At 63.6% G+C, this 15,206-nt stretch carries 18 protein-coding genes; 13 read left to right on the top strand and 5 right to left on the bottom strand.

Annotated elements, in window-relative coordinates; translation table 11 throughout:
- A partial coding sequence (locus ABY403_RS05640) for a DUF4175 domain-containing protein (RefSeq protein WP_372839737.1) occupies nt 1-1,606 on the top strand: 1,606 nt, incomplete at its 5' end.
- A gap of 16 nt (nt 1,607-1,622) precedes the next feature.
- Here ABY403_RS05640 and ABY403_RS05635 read toward each other — a convergent pair.
- Nucleotides 1,623-2,624, bottom strand: coding sequence for a zinc-ribbon domain-containing protein (locus ABY403_RS05635; RefSeq protein ID WP_372839736.1), 1,002 nt, complete (start codon nt 2,622-2,624; stop codon nt 1,623-1,625).
- Nucleotides 2,625-2,792: 168 nt separating this feature from the next.
- Between ABY403_RS05635 and ABY403_RS05630 the strand changes: the two genes are divergently transcribed.
- From ABY403_RS05630 to ABY403_RS05620, 3 genes are read left to right on the top strand one after another with little or no spacing between them, the layout of a single operon-like run.
- Nucleotides 2,793-3,440, top strand: a complete 648-nt coding sequence (locus tag ABY403_RS05630) for a cell division ATP-binding protein FtsE (protein ID WP_372839739.1) — start codon at nt 2,793-2,795, stop codon at nt 3,438-3,440.
- On the top strand, nt 3,437-4,333 hold the full coding sequence (locus ABY403_RS05625; RefSeq protein WP_372839734.1) for a cell division protein FtsX: 897 nt from the start codon (nt 3,437-3,439) through the stop codon (nt 4,331-4,333). Before ABY403_RS05630 ends, ABY403_RS05625 begins: the two co-directional genes overlap by 4 nt.
- Nucleotides 4,330-5,070, top strand: a complete 741-nt coding sequence (locus ABY403_RS05620) for a lysophospholipid acyltransferase family protein (protein ID WP_372839732.1) — start codon at nt 4,330-4,332, stop codon at nt 5,068-5,070. Before ABY403_RS05625 ends, ABY403_RS05620 begins: the two co-directional genes overlap by 4 nt.
- A 7-nt stretch (nt 5,071-5,077) precedes the next feature.
- On the opposite strand, the gene ABY403_RS05615 is transcribed toward ABY403_RS05620, so the two are convergent.
- The 3 genes from ABY403_RS05615 to ABY403_RS05605 all read right to left on the bottom strand — a co-directional run bounded on the left by ABY403_RS05615 (nt 5,078) and on the right by ABY403_RS05605 (nt 7,474).
- Nucleotides 5,078-5,392, bottom strand: coding sequence for a multidrug efflux SMR transporter (locus ABY403_RS05615; protein WP_372839731.1), 315 nt, complete (start codon nt 5,390-5,392; stop codon nt 5,078-5,080).
- A complete protein-coding gene (locus ABY403_RS05610; RefSeq protein WP_372839729.1) occupies nt 5,389-6,348 on the bottom strand; it encodes an acetyl-CoA carboxylase carboxyltransferase subunit alpha in 960 nt (319 codons plus the stop codon). The genes ABY403_RS05615 and ABY403_RS05610 overlap by 4 nt, the downstream gene beginning before the upstream one ends.
- A 169-nt stretch (nt 6,349-6,517) precedes the next feature.
- Nucleotides 6,518-7,474: an L-malyl-CoA/beta-methylmalyl-CoA lyase gene (locus tag ABY403_RS05605; RefSeq protein ID WP_372839728.1), complete on the bottom strand. Its 957-nt coding sequence runs from the start codon at nt 7,472-7,474 to the stop codon at nt 6,518-6,520.
- Nucleotides 7,475-7,647: 173 nt separating this feature from the next.
- Here ABY403_RS05605 and dgcA point away from each other — a divergent pair, with 173 nt between their 5' ends.
- Both dgcA and ABY403_RS05595 read left to right on the top strand, forming a co-directional pair.
- Nucleotides 7,648-8,613 carry an N-acetyl-D-Glu racemase DgcA gene (dgcA, locus tag ABY403_RS05600; protein ID WP_372839726.1) on the top strand — a complete coding sequence of 322 codons (966 nt, stop codon included), beginning with the start codon at nt 7,648-7,650 and terminating at the stop codon, nt 8,611-8,613.
- Between the two features lie 8 nt (nt 8,614-8,621).
- Nucleotides 8,622-9,485 carry a D-amino-acid transaminase gene (locus ABY403_RS05595; RefSeq protein ID WP_372839724.1) on the top strand — a complete coding sequence of 288 codons (864 nt, stop codon included), beginning with the start codon at nt 8,622-8,624 and terminating at the stop codon, nt 9,483-9,485.
- A 242-nt stretch (nt 9,486-9,727) separates the two neighbouring features.
- On the opposite strand, the gene ABY403_RS05590 is transcribed toward ABY403_RS05595, so the two are convergent.
- A complete protein-coding gene (locus ABY403_RS05590) occupies nt 9,728-10,468 on the bottom strand; it encodes an N-formylglutamate amidohydrolase (RefSeq protein ID WP_372839722.1) in 741 nt (246 codons plus the stop codon).
- Nucleotides 10,469-10,593: 125 nt separating this feature from the next.
- Between ABY403_RS05590 and pyk the strand changes: the two genes are divergently transcribed.
- The 7 genes from pyk to ABY403_RS05555 all read left to right on the top strand — a co-directional run bounded on the left by pyk (nt 10,594) and on the right by ABY403_RS05555 (nt 15,005).
- Nucleotides 10,594-12,039, top strand: coding sequence for a pyruvate kinase (gene pyk, locus ABY403_RS05585; RefSeq protein WP_372839720.1), 1,446 nt, complete (start codon nt 10,594-10,596; stop codon nt 12,037-12,039).
- Between the two features lie 8 nt (nt 12,040-12,047).
- The gene (locus ABY403_RS05580; protein WP_372839719.1) at nt 12,048-12,293 is read left to right on the top strand and encodes a hypothetical protein; all 246 of its coding nucleotides are present in this window, start codon (nt 12,048-12,050) and stop codon (nt 12,291-12,293) included.
- A 111-nt stretch (nt 12,294-12,404) separates the two neighbouring features.
- Nucleotides 12,405-12,605, top strand: coding sequence for a 50S ribosomal protein L35 (gene rpmI, locus ABY403_RS05575; RefSeq protein ID WP_372839717.1), 201 nt, complete (start codon nt 12,405-12,407; stop codon nt 12,603-12,605).
- Nucleotides 12,606-12,617: 12 nt separating this feature from the next.
- Nucleotides 12,618-12,983: a 50S ribosomal protein L20 gene (gene rplT / locus ABY403_RS05570; RefSeq protein ID WP_372839715.1), complete on the top strand. Its 366-nt coding sequence runs from the start codon at nt 12,618-12,620 to the stop codon at nt 12,981-12,983.
- Between the two features lie 69 nt (nt 12,984-13,052).
- Nucleotides 13,053-13,505, top strand: coding sequence for a GNAT family N-acetyltransferase (locus ABY403_RS05565; RefSeq protein ID WP_372839714.1), 453 nt, complete (start codon nt 13,053-13,055; stop codon nt 13,503-13,505).
- Between the two features lie 85 nt (nt 13,506-13,590).
- Nucleotides 13,591-14,670: a phenylalanine--tRNA ligase subunit alpha gene (gene pheS, locus ABY403_RS05560; protein WP_372839713.1), complete on the top strand. Its 1,080-nt coding sequence runs from the start codon at nt 13,591-13,593 to the stop codon at nt 14,668-14,670.
- Entirely contained in the window at nt 14,667-15,005 is a 339-nt protein-coding gene (locus ABY403_RS05555) for a hypothetical protein (protein ID WP_372839710.1), read from the top strand. The genes pheS and ABY403_RS05555 overlap by 4 nt, the downstream gene beginning before the upstream one ends.
- Nucleotides 15,006-15,206 lie beyond the last annotated feature (201 nt).

The following is a 15,206-nucleotide window of genomic DNA, read 5'->3' as shown; positions in this document are numbered from 1 at the left end:
CAAGCTGGCCCAGCCCTTCACGGCGCGCGACGATTTTGCCGTTCTGCGCGGCGAGGCCACCATCACACTCGATCTGGCTGCGGTGGATCGCCGCTTTGGCCTTGCCGCAGAGCCCGAACCGCGCGAGCCGCTGGTATTTGATCTGCCACTACCGATCACAGGCAGCCGTGCCGATTTCGCCGAGATTCTTGTGGAAGACGCCGCGCGCCATCCCTTTGCCAACCTGCCGGTTCGCCTTGAGTTGAGCGTCGAGGATGGGCGCGGGCAGCAGGGCGTGGCTGTGCCATTGGCGATGGAATTGCCGGGCCGTCGGTTTTTTGACCCGCTTGCCGCCGCACTGATCGAAATGCGGCGCGATCTGCTTTGGTCGCGCGAAAACGCACCGCGCATCTCGGAGGTACTGAAGGCAATCAGCTACCTGCCTGACGATGCAGAACTGAACGCGCGCACCTACCTTCCGCTGCGCGCGCTGATCGGCCAACTTGATGGCGCGTTGGCCGCAGGCCCGCTGTCGTCCGAGTTGCGAGACGAGTTGGCCGAGGCGCTTTGGCTGATTGCCGAAAATGTCGAAGATGGCGGTCTGGCCGACGCGCTGGCAGAGTTGCGCCGTGCCGAAGAGCGGCTGTCCGAAGCTATCCGCAACGGTGCATCGGCCGATGAAATCGCCCGGCTGATGCAAGAGCTGAAAGAGGCGAGCGACAATTACATTCGCATGTTGGCCGAGCGTGGTGGCGAAGCGAGTGACGAGTTTGCGCAACAGGGCGAAGGCCAGTCGATCACGGGCGATCAGATTCAGCAACTTATGGATGAAATCCAGCGGTTGATGGAAGATGGGCGCATGGCTGAGGCGCAGGAGTTGCTAGACCAGTTGTCGCAATTGCTTGAAAACCTTCAAGTAACGCAGGGCGGCGCAGGTGAAGGGCAAAGCCCCGGCCAGCAATCCATGCAGGAATTGGGTGAAACCCTGCGCGAGCAGCAGGAGCTATCGGACGACCTTTTCGGCCAGATGCAGCAACCCGGCGAGGGCGAGGGTGAGGGCGGTGCCGAGCAGCAAGATTCGCAAAGCGGTCAGTCGGGCGAGGGGGCTGGCACTGGGACTGGTGCGGGGGGTGACGGTTTGCCCGATCGGCAGCGCGCGCTGCGCCAGCAGCTGGACTTGCAGCAACAGATGCTGCCGGGGCAGGGCACCGACGGCGGAGAGTCGACGCAGCGCCTACTCGACCAAGCGGGCCGGGCCATGGACGAGGCCGAACGTGCGCTGCGCGATGGAGATTTGGGCCAAGCGCTTGACAGCCAAGCCGAGGCAATCGAGGCGCTGCGCGAGGGTATGCGCACGCTGGGCGAGATGCTGGCCGAGGATGGGCGCATAGATGGCGCAGAGCCGGGTGCCGCGCCGCGCGATCTGGGGCAGATGCAACAGCGCGACCCGTTGGGCAGGCAGGCAGGCGACGGCGGGCAGGTTGGCACTGATGAAACGCTGCTGCGTGGCGAAGACGTTTATCGCCGGGCGCGCGATCTGCTGGAAGAACTGCGTCGGCGCAGCGGCGAGCGGCTGCGCCCCGAGGCAGAATTGGACTACCTGCGCCGCCTGCTTGATCTGTTCTAGTCAGACGGGCGCGAAATCAGCTTTCTGATTGCAGCCGTTCGATCACGCTGCGCATTTGCGCATCAAGCCAGATGCGCCCGGTATCGACCGCCGCGACATAGCGCGCAAGGGTCGGTTCAAGCACAGGCAAGGCCAAGGAAATGCGGGGCGCAAAACTGTAGACGCCCGCAGCCAATGCGGCGACCGTGATGACAGAGAAGAAGCCGATCCTGAATCCGGCGCGGCGACGGGCGCGGGTTTCGGGGGCGTCATGTGCTGCGTCGGCACTGCCGCGTTCGGATGTGGCGCGCAGGGTGGAGTTGATAACCTCGATGTCTGGCAGGCGGTCACGGCGTGCCCCTTCGCGTGTATGCGCGTCGGTTGGATCGGGGCGCAGACGCGCGTCACGTGTGGTGTCGTCTGCCTCCGCCTCTGTTTCGGCATCAACGGGTGCGGCCTTTGCTGCGGCGCGCGCGGCCAAAGCGGCGGGTAGCGGCGTCAGCCCCAGATCGGTCTGCGTTTCCAGACTGCTGCCTTCAATGCGGCGGGCGCGGGTTTCGCGCTCGGCTTCTTCGCGCAAAATCGCAAGCAGGCTATCGTCAAGCATACGGCGGCTGCCATCGGCTGCGGGGGCCGGCTCTTCCTCTTCCTCGTCGGCGTCTTCGTCGTGTTCCGCGTCTTGGCTCTTGGTGCCGTCCTCGCTATCGGGGGTGTCCTCGCTTTCGCTTTTATCTGCGCCGTCGCTGGCCATCGCGATGTCTGGCTCAACTACGCTTGCCTCGGCAGTTTCGACGGTTTCGGCGGGCGCTTCGGCGGTGGTCTCAGGTTCAGCGCTTTCTGGGGCAGAAAATGCATCCCATTCGGCAGCGCCGGGAATATCCTCGGCGTCTTTCGCTTGCTGCGCCTCTTCCTGTGCGCGAACCCCCGGTTGGAACCATGTCTGGCCGCAAGCCGAGCATTGAACATCGCGCCCAGCATCGGGGATAACACTGTCATCCACCTCATATTGCGCGCCGCAGTTTGGACAAATCAGCCGCATCGCACCTACACCCACCACAGGCTGCCGCCATTCTGGCAATTGCTCTGCACATGTTGTAGCAAGCGACGAACTGATATCCAAGTCTTTGTAGTAGCCTGCAGGCAAGGCGGCACAAAGGTGTAGCGGAAAGAACGAGGCGAACCGGTGATCGAGTTGCAGTCGGTGGCAATGAACTACGGCGGCGGCGAATTGTTCGCCGACGTTTCGCTAAGGCTTGCGCCGGGGTCATTTCACTTTCTGACAGGCCCATCAGGGTCGGGCAAGACGACGTTGCTCAAGCTGTGTTACGGCGAATTGCTGCCCTCGGCAGGGCAGGTGCAGCTATTCGGGCAGGAAGTGCGCGAAATGCGCCGCGACGATACAGCGCGGATGCGCAGGCGGGTGGGCGTGGTGCATCAGGACTGCCGCTTCCTTGACCATCTGCCGCTGGCCGAAAATGTGGCTTTGCCGCTGACCGTGGCCGAGCGGCCTGCCGATGCTGACGAACTAGCCGAATTGCTTGCTTGGGTAGGGCTTGCGCCGCTTGCCAAGGCATTGCCCCCGCAGCTTTCGGGTGGTGAGCGGCAGCGGGCGGCACTGGCGCGCGCCATAATCATGTCGCCGGATGTCATTCTGGCCGATGAGCCCACGGGCAACGTCGATTGGGAGATGTCGTTGCGGTTGTTGTCGCTGCTGGTCGAATTGAACCGAATGGGCAAAGCTGTGCTGATCGCCACGCACGATCTGAACCTGATCCGCGCTGCCAAATCACAGGTGGCGGCGCGGGTGCTGCGGTTCCAGAACAGGCGGCTGCAATTGGCGGGGGCAGAGCTATGAATGCGCCGGGCAAGCCACAACGGCAGGCCGTGCCGCCGGTTGGGCGGGTGGTGCCGCCTTCGGGTTTTACCGCACGGCTGACGGTGTTTTCGGCCGGGGCGATGGCGCTGCTTGCGGTGTTCGCGCTGGCGCTTTCAATGGCGACCGGCAGGCTTTCCGAGCGGTGGAGCGATGCATTGGCGCGCACGGCGACGGTGCGTATTTCCGCACCCGCCTCGCAGATGGCGACGCAAACCGATGCAGTGCTGCGTGTGCTAGAGGCCACACCCGGCATAGCCTCGGCCCGCGCGCTTGATACCGAAGAGGTGCAGGCGCTGCTCGGGCCGTGGTTTGGCCCCGATCTGCCGATTGCCAGCCTGCCGTTGCCACAGCTGGTCGAATTGGTCGAGACAGAGGACGGACCAGATGCCGAAGGGCTGCGGCTGCGGCTTGCCGCCGAAGCGCCGGGTGCGGTGTTTGACGATCACGCGCGCTGGCGTCGCCCGCTGGTGGAGGCTGCGGTGCGGCTGCGTGTGCTGGGGCTTGCGTCGCTGGGGTTGATCGCGTTGAGCACGGCGGCGATGATTGTGCTGGCGGCGCAGGCGGCGCTGGCGGCGAACGGGCAGGTGATCCGGGTGCTGCGACTGGTCGGCGCGCGCGATACCTTCATCGCCCGCGCCTTTGTGCGCCGCTTCAGCCTGCGCGCGCTTTCGGGTGCTGCGGCGGGCACTGCGGTGGGGATGGCGGCGCTTGCCGCGCTACCTGCCACCGGTGATCTGGGCGGTTTGCCGGCCGAGCTTGGCTTTGTCGGCGCAGAGTGGCTGGTGCCGCTTTTGATACCGCCGCTGGCCGCGCTGGTGGCATGGGCTGCGACCCGCGCTGCGGCGTTCAGGATGTTGGGAGGGATACGATGAGGCAGGCTTGGCAGTACGTCCGTTCAGTCTTTTTTGTCTGCCAGATGTATCTGGCCTTGGCGCTGGTGGCGACGCTGGGCCTGCCCTACGCCCTTCTTGGAGGGCGGCGCGCGACCTTCAGGGTCATCCACTTTTATTGCCGCTGGGTAATCGTCACTGCGCGCCTGATGGTTGGATTGCGGTGTGAAGTGCGCGGCACCCCGCCGACGGGCGAGGTGTTGATTGCTGCCAAGCATCAGTCATTTCTCGATATTCTGATGATCGTCAGCGCGCTGCCAAGTTTCAAGTTCATCATGAAAAAGGAACTGCGCTTTGTGCCGTTTGTCGGTTGGTATGCTGCGCTGATCGGTTGCGTTCCGGTTGAACGCGGCAAGCGCGGGTTTGCGATCAAGGCGATGGTCGAGGCCGTTCGGGCCGGTCGTGAACAAGGCGCGCCGCTTATCATCTTTTCGCAAGGCACGCGGGTCGCGGCGGGGGCGGTGCGGCCCTACAAGATCGGCAGCGGCGTGCTCTACCGAGAGTTCGGGCACAGCTGCGTGCCGGTGGCCGTAAATGTGGGCGTATTCTGGCCGCGCCGCTCGATGCTGCGCAAACCGGGGTTGGCGGTGATCGAGTTTCTGCCGACGATCCCGCCGGGGCTGGAAATTGGCGAGTTCATGCAGCGCCTTGAGGCCGAGGTCGAAGGCCATTCCAATCGGCTGATGGCCGAGGCGGGTTTTGTGGTGCCGGGCAGCTGAACTGGCGTCAGGCCAGCTTCAGTGCCGCGATACCTGAAACGATCAGCAGAATACCCAGCACCCGAAGCGCCGTGACCGGCTCGTTGAACAGAAACACTGCGGCAATCGCCGTGCCAAGCGCGCCGATGCCCGTCCAGACCGCGTAGGCGGTGCCTACCGGCAGCGATTTCATCGCGTTGGCCAGCAGCACGAACGAAACGGCGGCGATGAGCAGTGTCCAGACAGACGGCCAGATGCGGGTAAAGTTGTCAGAATATTTCAGCCCCAGCGCCCAGCCGATTTCGCAGAGCCCCGCCAGTGTCAGCACCAACCAAGCGTTCACGCGGCAAGCCCCTTTGCACCCATAGCAAGGTACTTGCGGCGCCGTGCGCTGACCAGATCGGCGCTCTTGCCGCGCAGATCGTCCAGCAGCAGCGCGATTTCGCTGCCCACCGCAGCAATCGCAGCACCGGGGTCGCGCTGCGCGCCGCCCAGTGGTTCTGTCACGATCCGGTCGATCACGCCTAGTTTCAGCAGATCTTGCGCGGTCAGGCGTAGCGACTCGGCGGCCTCGCGCATCTTTTCGGCGTCCTTCCAGAGGATCGAGGCACAGCCTTCGGGCGAAATGACCGAATAGATCGAATGTTCCAGCATCGCCACGCGGTCGCCGGTGGCAAAGGCCACCGCCCCGCCCGAGCCGCCTTCGCCGATCACCACCGAAATCAGCGGCACCTTGATTTCTAGGCATTTCATGGTGCTGCGGGCAATGGCCTCGGACTGGCCGCGTTCTTCCGCGCCCTTGCCGGGGTAGGCACCGGGGGTGTCGATCAGGGTGATGACGGGCAGCCCGAACCGGTCTGCCAGTTCCATCAGGCGAATCGCCTTGCGGTAACCTTCGGGCCGCGCCATGCCGAAATTATGCTCGATCCGGGTTTTGGTGTCGTGGCCCTTTTCGTGGCCGATCACCACCACAGGCGTGTCGTTGAACCGCGCCAGCCCGCCCATCACCGCATGGTCATCGGCAAAATTGCGATCACCTGCGAGGGGCGTGTATTCAGTGAACAACGCCTCGATGTAATCCTTGCAATGCGGCCGATCGGGGTGGCGCGCGACCAGGCATTTGCGCCAGGGATCAAGGTTCTTGTAAAGGTCGCGCAGCAGGTCGGCTGCTTTCTTGTCAAGCGCGGCCGCTTCCTTCTCGACATCCATGCCTTCGCTTTTACGCGCCATGGCCCGAAGCTCTTCGGCCTTGCCTTCGATTTCGGCCAGCGGCTTTTCGAACTCGAGATAGGTCATCATGCACCCCGCTTGCGAACCACGACTATATGAAACGCCGCAGCCGCAATTGCAACCTGCGCCAGTTGCCGCATCGGCAAGTTCGCAAAACGCCAACGCCCCGACCCTTGCGGGGCGGGGCGCGGTTTCCCTCGTGCAGCAGGGCCTCCCCAGTCCCTGCCGCTCCGGGAACTTAGCTCGCGGTCAGGTCGGCCTGACGCACGATTCCTTCGGCCTGTTTTATCGAAGCGATATCGACCAGACGACCCTTGTAGACAGTAGCACCTTCGCCCCGCGCCTTGGCCGCCTCCATCGCGGCGAGGATTTCGCGCGCTTCGGCCACGGCGGCGGCTGATGGGGTGAAGACTTCGTTCGCAAGCGCCACCTGCTTGGGATGGATCGCCCATTTCCCGACCATACCCAGCGTGGCTGAACGCCGCGCCTGCGCGCGAAACCCCTCGTCATCCGAGAAATCGCCAAACGGCCCGTCCACCGGCAGAACTCCATGCGTGCGGCAGGCTGCCACGATGGCCGCTTGCGCCCAATGCCACGGGTCGGGCCAGTATTTCGCGCCTTCGTGCAGCATGTAATAGTGTTCCTGCGTGCCGCCGATGCCAGTGGTGGCCATGCCCATGCTGGCGGCGAAATCTGCGGCACCAAGGCTCATCGCCTGTAGCCGAGGGCTTGAGGCGGCGATTTCTTCGACATGCGCAATGCCTGCCGCGGATTCGATGATGACTTCTAGGCTGATGCGTTTCTTGCGCCCCATGGCGGCCTCAACCGCCGTGACCAGCGCATCGACGGCGTAAACATCGGCGGCACAGCCGACCTTGGGAATCATGATCTGGTCGATCCGTTCGGAGCCCTGTTCCAGCAGGTCCACCACATCGCGATACCACCAAGGCGTATCCAGCCCGTTGATGCGCACCGAAAGATGCTTGTTGCCCCAGTTCACGTCATGGCTTGCGGCGATGATGTTGGCGCGCGCGCTGGCCTTGTCGCCGGGTGCCACCGAATCTTCCAGATCGAGGTTGATGACATCCGCAGCACTTGCCGCCATTTTTTCGAACAGCGCCGTGCGCGAACCGGGGCCAAAAAGCTGGCAGCGGTTGGGGCGCGCGGGTGCGGGGGGCTGGATGCGGAAACTCATCTGACGCCTTTAGCAACGAAGTTTCTTAATGGGTGCTCAGCGTGATAGATTGTTGCGCGGTAAAGTGCAAGGTAGTTTTGCACTCGCAGCACAGTCGTTTCCGCGTTGCGGCGGGGGTTGACGTTGCCTCGCCTCCTACGCCTGATGCCCGCAAACCACGTCTGGGGGAAGCCATGAGCCTGACCGTTACATCCGAAGCATTCCGTCTGCGCGAGGTCTTTACCATCTCACGCGGTTCGCGCAGCGAGGCGCAGGTGCTGACCGCGCGGCTGACCATGGGCGGCGTTACGGGCTGGGGCGAATGTGTGCCCTATGCGCGCTACGGCGAAAGCCTTGCAAGCGTAACTGCGCAGATTGAAGGCCTGCCCGACGGCATCACACGAGAGGCGCTGCAATCGCTGCTTCCACCCGGTGCCGCCCGCAACGCGGTCGATTGCGCATTGTGGGACCACGCGGCGAAATCCATCGGCGCGCGGGTCTGGCAAATCGCGGGCCTGCCCGCGCCGCAACCGCAGACTACGGCCTTCACGCTTTCGCTCGACACGCCTGAAAACATGCGCGCCGCGGCCGCGCGCCATGCGGATCGCCCGATATTGAAGATAAAGCTCGGCACGCCCGATGATATGGCGCGGCTTGAGGCGGTGCGCGCGGGGGCACCAAACCCCACGATCATTGTTGACGCAAACGAGGGCTGGAGCGCCGAGGTTTACGCAGACCTTGCGCCGCATTTGCTGCGGCTTGGCGTGGCGATGGTAGAGCAGCCAATGCCCGCCGGGGCCGATGAGATGCTGGCCGAAATTGCGCGGCCCGTGCCCGTATGCGCCGACGAATCCTGCCACGACCGCGCGACCCTCGCGGCGCTGAAAGGCAAATACGACATCGTCAACATCAAGCTTGATAAGACCGGGGGGCTGACCGAGGCGCTGGCGCTGCGCGAAGCGGCGCGCGCGGCGGGCATGGGGGTGATGGTGGGGTGCATGGTTGGCACCAGCCTTGCCATGGCGCCCGCCGTGTTGGTGGCGCAGGGCGCAGCCTTCACAGACCTTGACGGGCCGCTGCTTCTGGCCGAAGACCGCGAAAACCCGTTGCACTATGAGGCGGGTCAGGTTTACCCGCCAAGCGCGGAACTATGGGGATAGGAACTGCAATGAGCCGGATTGTCTATGTGAATGGCGACTATGTGCCCGAGGCGGAAGCGCGGGTTTCGGTGTTCGATCGCGGTTTTCTGATGGCCGACGGGGTCTATGAGGTGACCTCGGTGCTCGGCGGCAAGCTGATCGACTTTGCAGGCCATGCTGCACGGCTGGCGCGCAGCCTGAACGAATTGCAGATGGCCGCCCCGGTCAGCGACGCTGATCTGCTGGCGATTCACCGCGAGCTTGTGGCGCGCAATGGTCTTGTCGATGGCATGGTCTATTTGCAGATCACCCGAGGCAACCCGGGCGACCGGGCATTTCTGTGGCCCGATCCGGCGCTGGTGCCTTCGACGCTGGTGATGTTCACCCAATCGACACCCGACCTTGCCAACAATCCGCAGGCCAAAACCGGGATCCGCGTCATCAGCATCGACGACATCCGCTGGGGCAGGCGCGACATCAAGACGGTGCAACTTCTTTACCCCTCGATGGGCAAGATGATGGCCAAGGCCGCGGGGGTCGATGACGCATGGCTGGTCGAAGACGGGTTTGTGACCGAAGGCACCTCGAACAACACCTACATCGTCAAGGGTGGGCAGATCATCACCCGCCAGCTTGGCAATGACATCCTGCATGGCATTACCCGCGCGGCGGTGCTGCGCTTTGCCCGCGAAGCGCAGATGGAGGTGGTCGAGCGCGCCTTTACCGTGGCAGAGGCCAAGGCGGCGGACGAGGCTTTCATCACCTCGGCTTCGGCCTTTGTGACGCCGGTGGTAGAAATGGACGGCGTGGCAATCGGCACCGGCAAGCCGGGCAAGGTGGCCACCCGCCTGCGCGAGATTTACCTCGACGAAAGCCGCAAATTGGCGGTGTAAGGCGCGGCAGACACCGCCCCCCCGTAGTTAGGGGGCGGGCAAGGAACATAGGGTTTCGGGGGTGCCGGGCCAAGGTGGGCAACTGACGCCGGCCTCGGCCCCGAAACCCCGTTGGCCACAACCCGCGCAGCCGGGGCACTTTGCATCAATGGGAAATGTCGGGCAGGGCTTTGGCAGAGCCACATTGGCGGTCGCTACCGGAAACAATCGCGAGAAATCTGGCGGATTGTTTCGCGTTCGCGTCAAAGTCCGCTTTCCGCCAACACCCGTTGCAGAACCGGGGCCAAGCGGTCTGCCCACGCGATCTGGCCGTCCTCATGCGAAATCAGGTCGTTCCGCACTTCGATCAGCACGTTGGCGCGGCCGGGCGCGAGCGCGTGGCGGTCGATCGCGTCGCCATCAAGATGACCGCTATAGGGTTCGTTGTCACCGACATCCAACCCTTCCGCGGCAAGTGCGGCGATCAAGGGCAGCGCCAGCCTTGTGTCGCGGTGCGAATAGAGGATTCCCACCGGCCATGGCCGTGGGCTGCGCCCGCGCAGGCAGGGGGTAAAGCTGTGCACGGCACAAATGACCGTATCCGCCCGCCGTGCCGCCAATTCGGCATAGGCCGCGTGATAGGGGCGGTAGAGCCGGGCCATGCGCCGTTCTAACTCTGCGGCGTCCGCGTGGCGGTTGGCGGGGATGATGGTGCCATCGTAAAGCCGCATCAGCAGTGTCGGGTCATCTTCGCCACGGTTCGGGTCAATCACCAGCCGCGAGAAATCTGACAGGATCGCGGGCGCGTCCAGCCGTTCTGCCAGCCGCCGTGTCAGCCCCGCAGCGCCTACGTCATAAGCGATATGGCGGGCCATGTCTTCGGGTGCTATGCCTAGGTTACCGCCGCCCACCCAAGCGGGCACCCGGTTCGAGGCGTGATCGCAAGTGACAAGCCAGCGACCCGGTCGTTCGCTGCCCAGAATCTGAAATGCGGCCTCTGTCATCTGCTGTTTGCCTTTCTGGTCCATACGACAGTACGATAGCGCAAACAGCCAACCGTTGCCTCGCCGCCTATTTTGCGCCATTACCACCGCCTACCCCAAGAGTGAACCCCGGAGACCGACGCCCGATGAGACGCCTTCGCAATGTGAAAATCGTGGCAACGCTTGGCCCATCTTCAAGCGATTATGCCACCATCCGCGCTCTGTTCGAGGCCGGTGCCGATGTCTTCCGGCTGAACATGAGCCACGGCGACCAAGACGAACAGCGCGCCCGCCACGCGCTGATCCGTCAGGTGGAGGCCGATACTGGCCGCCCGATTGCAATTCTGGCCGATCTTCAGGGGCCGAAGCTGCGCGTTGGGCAGTTTGCCAGCGGTGCCGCGGACCTAGAAGAGGGCGAGCCCTTCCGATTTGACCTCGATCCCACACCGGGCGAGGGGCATCGCGTCTGTCTGCCGCACCCCGAGATTTTTGCAGCCCTTACCCCCGGCGCGCGGCTGTTGGTGAACGATGGCAAGATCCGCCTGAAGGTGCTGGACTGCGGCCCCGATTTTGCCGATTGCATCATCACGACCGGCGGCACGATCTCTGATCGCAAGGGCGTTAACGTGCCCGATGTGGTGCTGCCGCTGGCGGCGCTATCGCAAAAGGACCGGAGCGATCTGGAGTTTGCCTGCGAAATGGGGGTCGATTGGCTGGCGCTGTCATTCGTGCAGCGGCCCGAAGATGTAATCGAGGCGCGGGCGTTGGCACACGGGCGCGCCGCAATTCTGGCCAAGATCGAAAAGCCCGCAGCAGTCGATGCCTTTGCCGATATCCTTGCCGTGTCTGATGGTGTGATGGTGGCACGTGGCGATCTGGGGGTTGAATGCCCGGTGCACACGGTGCCGCCGGTGCAAAAGCGTCTGGTGCGCGCGGCACGTGCAGCGGGTAAGCCCGTGATCGTGGCGACGCAGATGCTGGAAAGCATGATCGAAAGCCCGATGCCGACCCGCGCCGAAGTTTCCGACGTGGCGACCGCCATCTACGAAGGTGCTGACGCTGTGATGTTGTCAGCCGAAAGCGCCGCGGGGCGATACCCTGTCGAGGCGGTCGCGACGATGAACTCGGTGGCGATTTCTGTTGAAAGCGATCCGACCTTCCGCGAGGTGATCGAGGCTAGCCGTCGCGCAGACCGCCGCACCGTGGCCGATGCGATCGTCGCCGCGGCGCGCGAGATTGCTGAAACCACCGACATCAAGGCGATCTGCTGCTACACGCAAACCGGCGGCACGGTCAGCCTTGTTGCGCGCGAACGCCCACGGGTGCCGATCATCGCGCTGTCTCCGGTGGAACAGACGCTGCACAAGCTGTGCCTGACTTGGGGCGTGCACGCGGTGCGCTGCGAAGAGGTCGAGCGCTTTACCATGGCGGTGGTAAACGCCGCCAGTGCCGCGCGCGAGTTCGGGTTTACCGAGGCCCATGACCTGATCGTGGTTACGGCCGGTGTGCCCTTCAACGTGCAAGGCACCACCAACATCCTGCGAGTGGCGCCCTGTGACGAGCGATTGATTCTGAGCGCCGATCCGGGGTAAGGTTTTGTATGGCGGACTGGTTTTCACAGATTGATAGCGACCTGTTTCTGGTGATCGGCCTGATTATTGCGGCCGTTGCCATTCCGTCGATCATTTCCGCCTTCAGCGACAGCCGTGCACCGCGCGCTGCTGCGGTTGGTGTGGTGCTGGGCGGGGTGATGGTGTTGGCCGCAATCGTGACCAAGCCCGGGGGCTATTCGGCCTCGCAGATACCGAATGTATTTGCGCAGGTTTTTGCACGGGTTCTGAACTAGCGCCCCTTGCCAAGCGCCCGTCGCCCGCGTATAGGCGCCTTTCTAAATCCGCGCGTCCGGCCTACGTGGCATGCCGAGTCGCGCGTTCACCACTCGAAAGAGGAGATGGAAATGCCCAAGATGAAGACCAAATCCGCTGCCAAAAAGCGGTTCAAAATGACCGCTTCAGGGCGCGTCAAGGCTGGTGTGGCTGGTAAGCGGCACGGCATGATCAAACGCTCGACGGATTTCATTCGCAACGCGACCGGCACCATGTTGCTGGCCCCGTGCGATGCGAAAATCGTCAAGAAATACATGCCCTACGACCGCTAAGGAGAATGCACCATGTCTCGCGTTAAATCCGGCGTCGTAACACACGCCCGTCACAAGAAAATCATCAAGGCCGCCTCGGGCTACTACAGCTCGCGCTCGCGGAACTTCAAGACCGCCACGCAGGCGGTCGACAAGGCCAACCAATACGCCACCCGTGACCGCAAGGTTCGCAAGCGCAACTTCCGCGCGCTGTGGATTCAACGGATCAACGCCGGTGTGCGCGCGTTCGATGCCGAAATGACCTATTCGCGCTTCATCTTCGCGCTGGAAAAGGCAGGCATCGCGGTTGACCGCAAAGTGCTGGCCGATCTGGCCGTGCACGAACCCGATGCTTTTGGCGCCATCGTCACCCAGGCGAAAGCCGCGCTGGCCGCGTAATTCCCCGAAACGGGAACACTTTGGAACCCGCGCAGCCTCTGCGCGGGTTTTTCATTTTGGGGCTTTGCCATGGTCGTCTTGCGTGACATGCGGGTGGAGGAATACCCGGCCTATCTGGCCTACTTCCTGCCCGACTACGCCGCCGAAATCGGGGCCACATTTGGCCTAGATGCCGCCGCTGCCCGCGCCCGTGCCGAGGCGGAAATACAGCGCGATCTGCCGCAGGGGCCCGAGACGCCGGGCCAGCGGCTTTTGTGCATCGACCATCAGGGCGCGCTTGCGGGCTATCTTTGGTTGCGGCCCGAGGCGAGCGGGGCCTTCATCCTCGACTTCCATATTCTGCCCGCGCTTCAGCGCAGGGGGCTGGCGCGCAAGGCGCTTGCCGCCTTGCAGGCCGAGCTTGCCGCAGCGGGTGGCAGCCAGATACGCCTGCGGGTGGCACCGGGCAATGCGCGGGCGCAAGCGGTCTATGCCGCTGCGGGTTTTCACGTGACGGGCCTGAATATGGCCAAGACGTTTTGACATCTGACGGTGGCAGACCGGGTTGACCGCCTTGCAATCACACGGCCCTGCCGCTAGCACGGAACCGAAAAATCAGGAGTGGATCATGGTCGATCTCGACGCGCTCAGGGGCAAGTATCTGGCAAACATCGCCGCCGCAGCAGACGAGGCGGCGCTGGAAGAGATCCGGCTAGCGGCGCTGGGCAAAAAGGGCGAAATCAGCCTGATGATGCGTGAACTGGGCGGCATGGCCCCCGAGGCGCGGCAGGCGGCTGGCGCGCGGCTCAACGTGCTGAAAGACGAGATCGACGCGGCCCTGCGCGCGCGCAAGGCGGGTATGGCTGATGCTGCACTCGATGCGCGGCTGGCGGCAGAATGGCTGGATGTGACGCTGCCGGGGCGGCCGCGGCGGGTGGGCAGCATCCATCCGGTCAGCCAAGTGATGGACGAGGTCACCGCGATTTTCGCCGACATGGGCTTTGCCGTGGCCGAAGGGCCGCAGGTCGAGAGCGATTTTTTCAACTTCGACGCGCTGAACATTGCGCCTGAACACCCCGCGCGGCAGGAACACGACACTTTCTTCATGGCCCGTGCGGCCGATGACCCGCGCCCGCCGCATGTGCTGCGCACCCATACCAGCCCCGTGCAAATCCGCGCCATGCAGGCGCAGGGCGCGCCGATCCGGGTGATTGCGCCGGGGCGCGTTTACCGGATGGACATGGACCAGACCCACGCGCCGATGTTCCACCAGATCGAGGGGCTGGCGATCGGCCGCGACATTTCGATGGCGAACCTCAAGTGGACGCTGGAAGAGTTTTTCAGCGCGTTTTTCGAGACCAAGGTGCGCACCCGCTTCCGCGCCTCGCACTTTCCGTTCACAGAGCCTTCTGCCGAGGTCGATATCCAGTGCAGCTGGGTCAATGGCCAGCTCAGGATCGGCGAAGGCGACGGCTGGCTTGAGGTGCTGGGCTCTGGCATGGTGCACCCCAAGGTATTGGCCTCGGCCGGGGTTGACCCCGAGCAGTGGCAGGGCTTTGCCTTTGGCATCGGCATCGACCGGCTGGCGATGCTGAAATACGGCATCCCCGATCTGCGCGCCTTCTTTGAATCCGACCTGCGCTGGCTGCGCCACTACGGCTTTGCCGCGGGCGACGTGCCGACGGTGCATGGGGGGCTGAGCAGGTGAAACGCGATCGAGAGAGAATCCGCGATCTTCTTGTGCGGCTCGAAAATGATCAAAACGGGGTCATAATTATTGGAGGCGTGCTGAACGCGTCAGTTGAGGAAATTACCGACGAGTATCATCTCAAACTTATGGCCGATGAGGGGCTAGTGGTCGAAACGCATCATTCGGGTTGGCGACTTACGTCGATTGGGCACGATGCTGTTGAGGCGCTGAGCAAGCTGGCGTTCTGGGAGCAGTTGAAGTCGGCTGGACCTAAGGAAGCTTACGAGTTGCTTAAAGGGGCAACATCGTCATTGGCGGTTGCGGCAATTAGCAAATTGATGGGCTGGGGATAGCGCCATGAAATGCACCCTCTCTTGGCCGTGGGACGATCTCGAGATTGAGGCACTCCTACTATGACCCCCAGCACCTCCCTTCCGCCCGGCGGCACGCCGGGCAGCGCCCGAACCGCCCCCACGGGGCGGGCGCTTTGCGCCCACCCCTCGGTTCGGGCGCTGCCCTTTCTGCGAAGCCTCGCCGGTGCAATCGCGCGCTTT

The sequence above is a fragment of the Phaeovulum sp. genome, assembly GCF_041596715.1.
Lineage (GTDB): Bacteria > Pseudomonadota > Alphaproteobacteria > Rhodobacterales > Rhodobacteraceae > UBA6213.
Note: the sequence above shows the minus strand (reverse complement) of the source record. Positions and strands in the feature narration are given on the sequence as shown.

Coding starts and splice junctions, on each gene's coding strand:
- ABY403_RS05625 (WP_372839734.1), top strand. CDS start 3,437: ATGAATGCGCCGGGCAAGCCACAACGGCAGGCCGTGCCGCCGGTTGGG.
- pheS (WP_372839713.1), top strand. CDS start 13,591: ATGGTCGATCTCGACGCGCTCAGGGGCAAGTATCTGGCAAACATCGCC.
- rplT (WP_372839715.1), top strand. CDS start 12,618: ATGTCTCGCGTTAAATCCGGCGTCGTAACACACGCCCGTCACAAGAAA.
- ABY403_RS05590 (WP_372839722.1), bottom strand. CDS start 10,468: ATGACAGAGGCCGCATTTCAGATTCTGGGCAGCGAACGACCGGGTCGC.
- ABY403_RS05630 (WP_372839739.1), top strand. CDS start 2,793: ATGAACTACGGCGGCGGCGAATTGTTCGCCGACGTTTCGCTAAGGCTT.
- ABY403_RS05620 (WP_372839732.1), top strand. CDS start 4,330: ATGAGGCAGGCTTGGCAGTACGTCCGTTCAGTCTTTTTTGTCTGCCAG.
- ABY403_RS05595 (WP_372839724.1), top strand. CDS start 8,622: ATGAGCCGGATTGTCTATGTGAATGGCGACTATGTGCCCGAGGCGGAA.
- pyk (WP_372839720.1), top strand. CDS start 10,594: ATGAGACGCCTTCGCAATGTGAAAATCGTGGCAACGCTTGGCCCATCT.
- ABY403_RS05565 (WP_372839714.1), top strand. CDS start 13,053: ATGGTCGTCTTGCGTGACATGCGGGTGGAGGAATACCCGGCCTATCTG.
- dgcA (WP_372839726.1), top strand. CDS start 7,648: ATGAGCCTGACCGTTACATCCGAAGCATTCCGTCTGCGCGAGGTCTTT.
- ABY403_RS05635 (WP_372839736.1), bottom strand. CDS start 2,624: ATGCGGCTGATTTGTCCAAACTGCGGCGCGCAATATGAGGTGGATGAC.
- ABY403_RS05580 (WP_372839719.1), top strand. CDS start 12,048: ATGGCGGACTGGTTTTCACAGATTGATAGCGACCTGTTTCTGGTGATC.
- rpmI (WP_372839717.1), top strand. CDS start 12,405: ATGCCCAAGATGAAGACCAAATCCGCTGCCAAAAAGCGGTTCAAAATG.
- ABY403_RS05610 (WP_372839729.1), bottom strand. CDS start 6,348: ATGATGACCTATCTCGAGTTCGAAAAGCCGCTGGCCGAAATCGAAGGC.
- ABY403_RS05605 (WP_372839728.1), bottom strand. CDS start 7,474: ATGAGTTTCCGCATCCAGCCCCCCGCACCCGCGCGCCCCAACCGCTGC.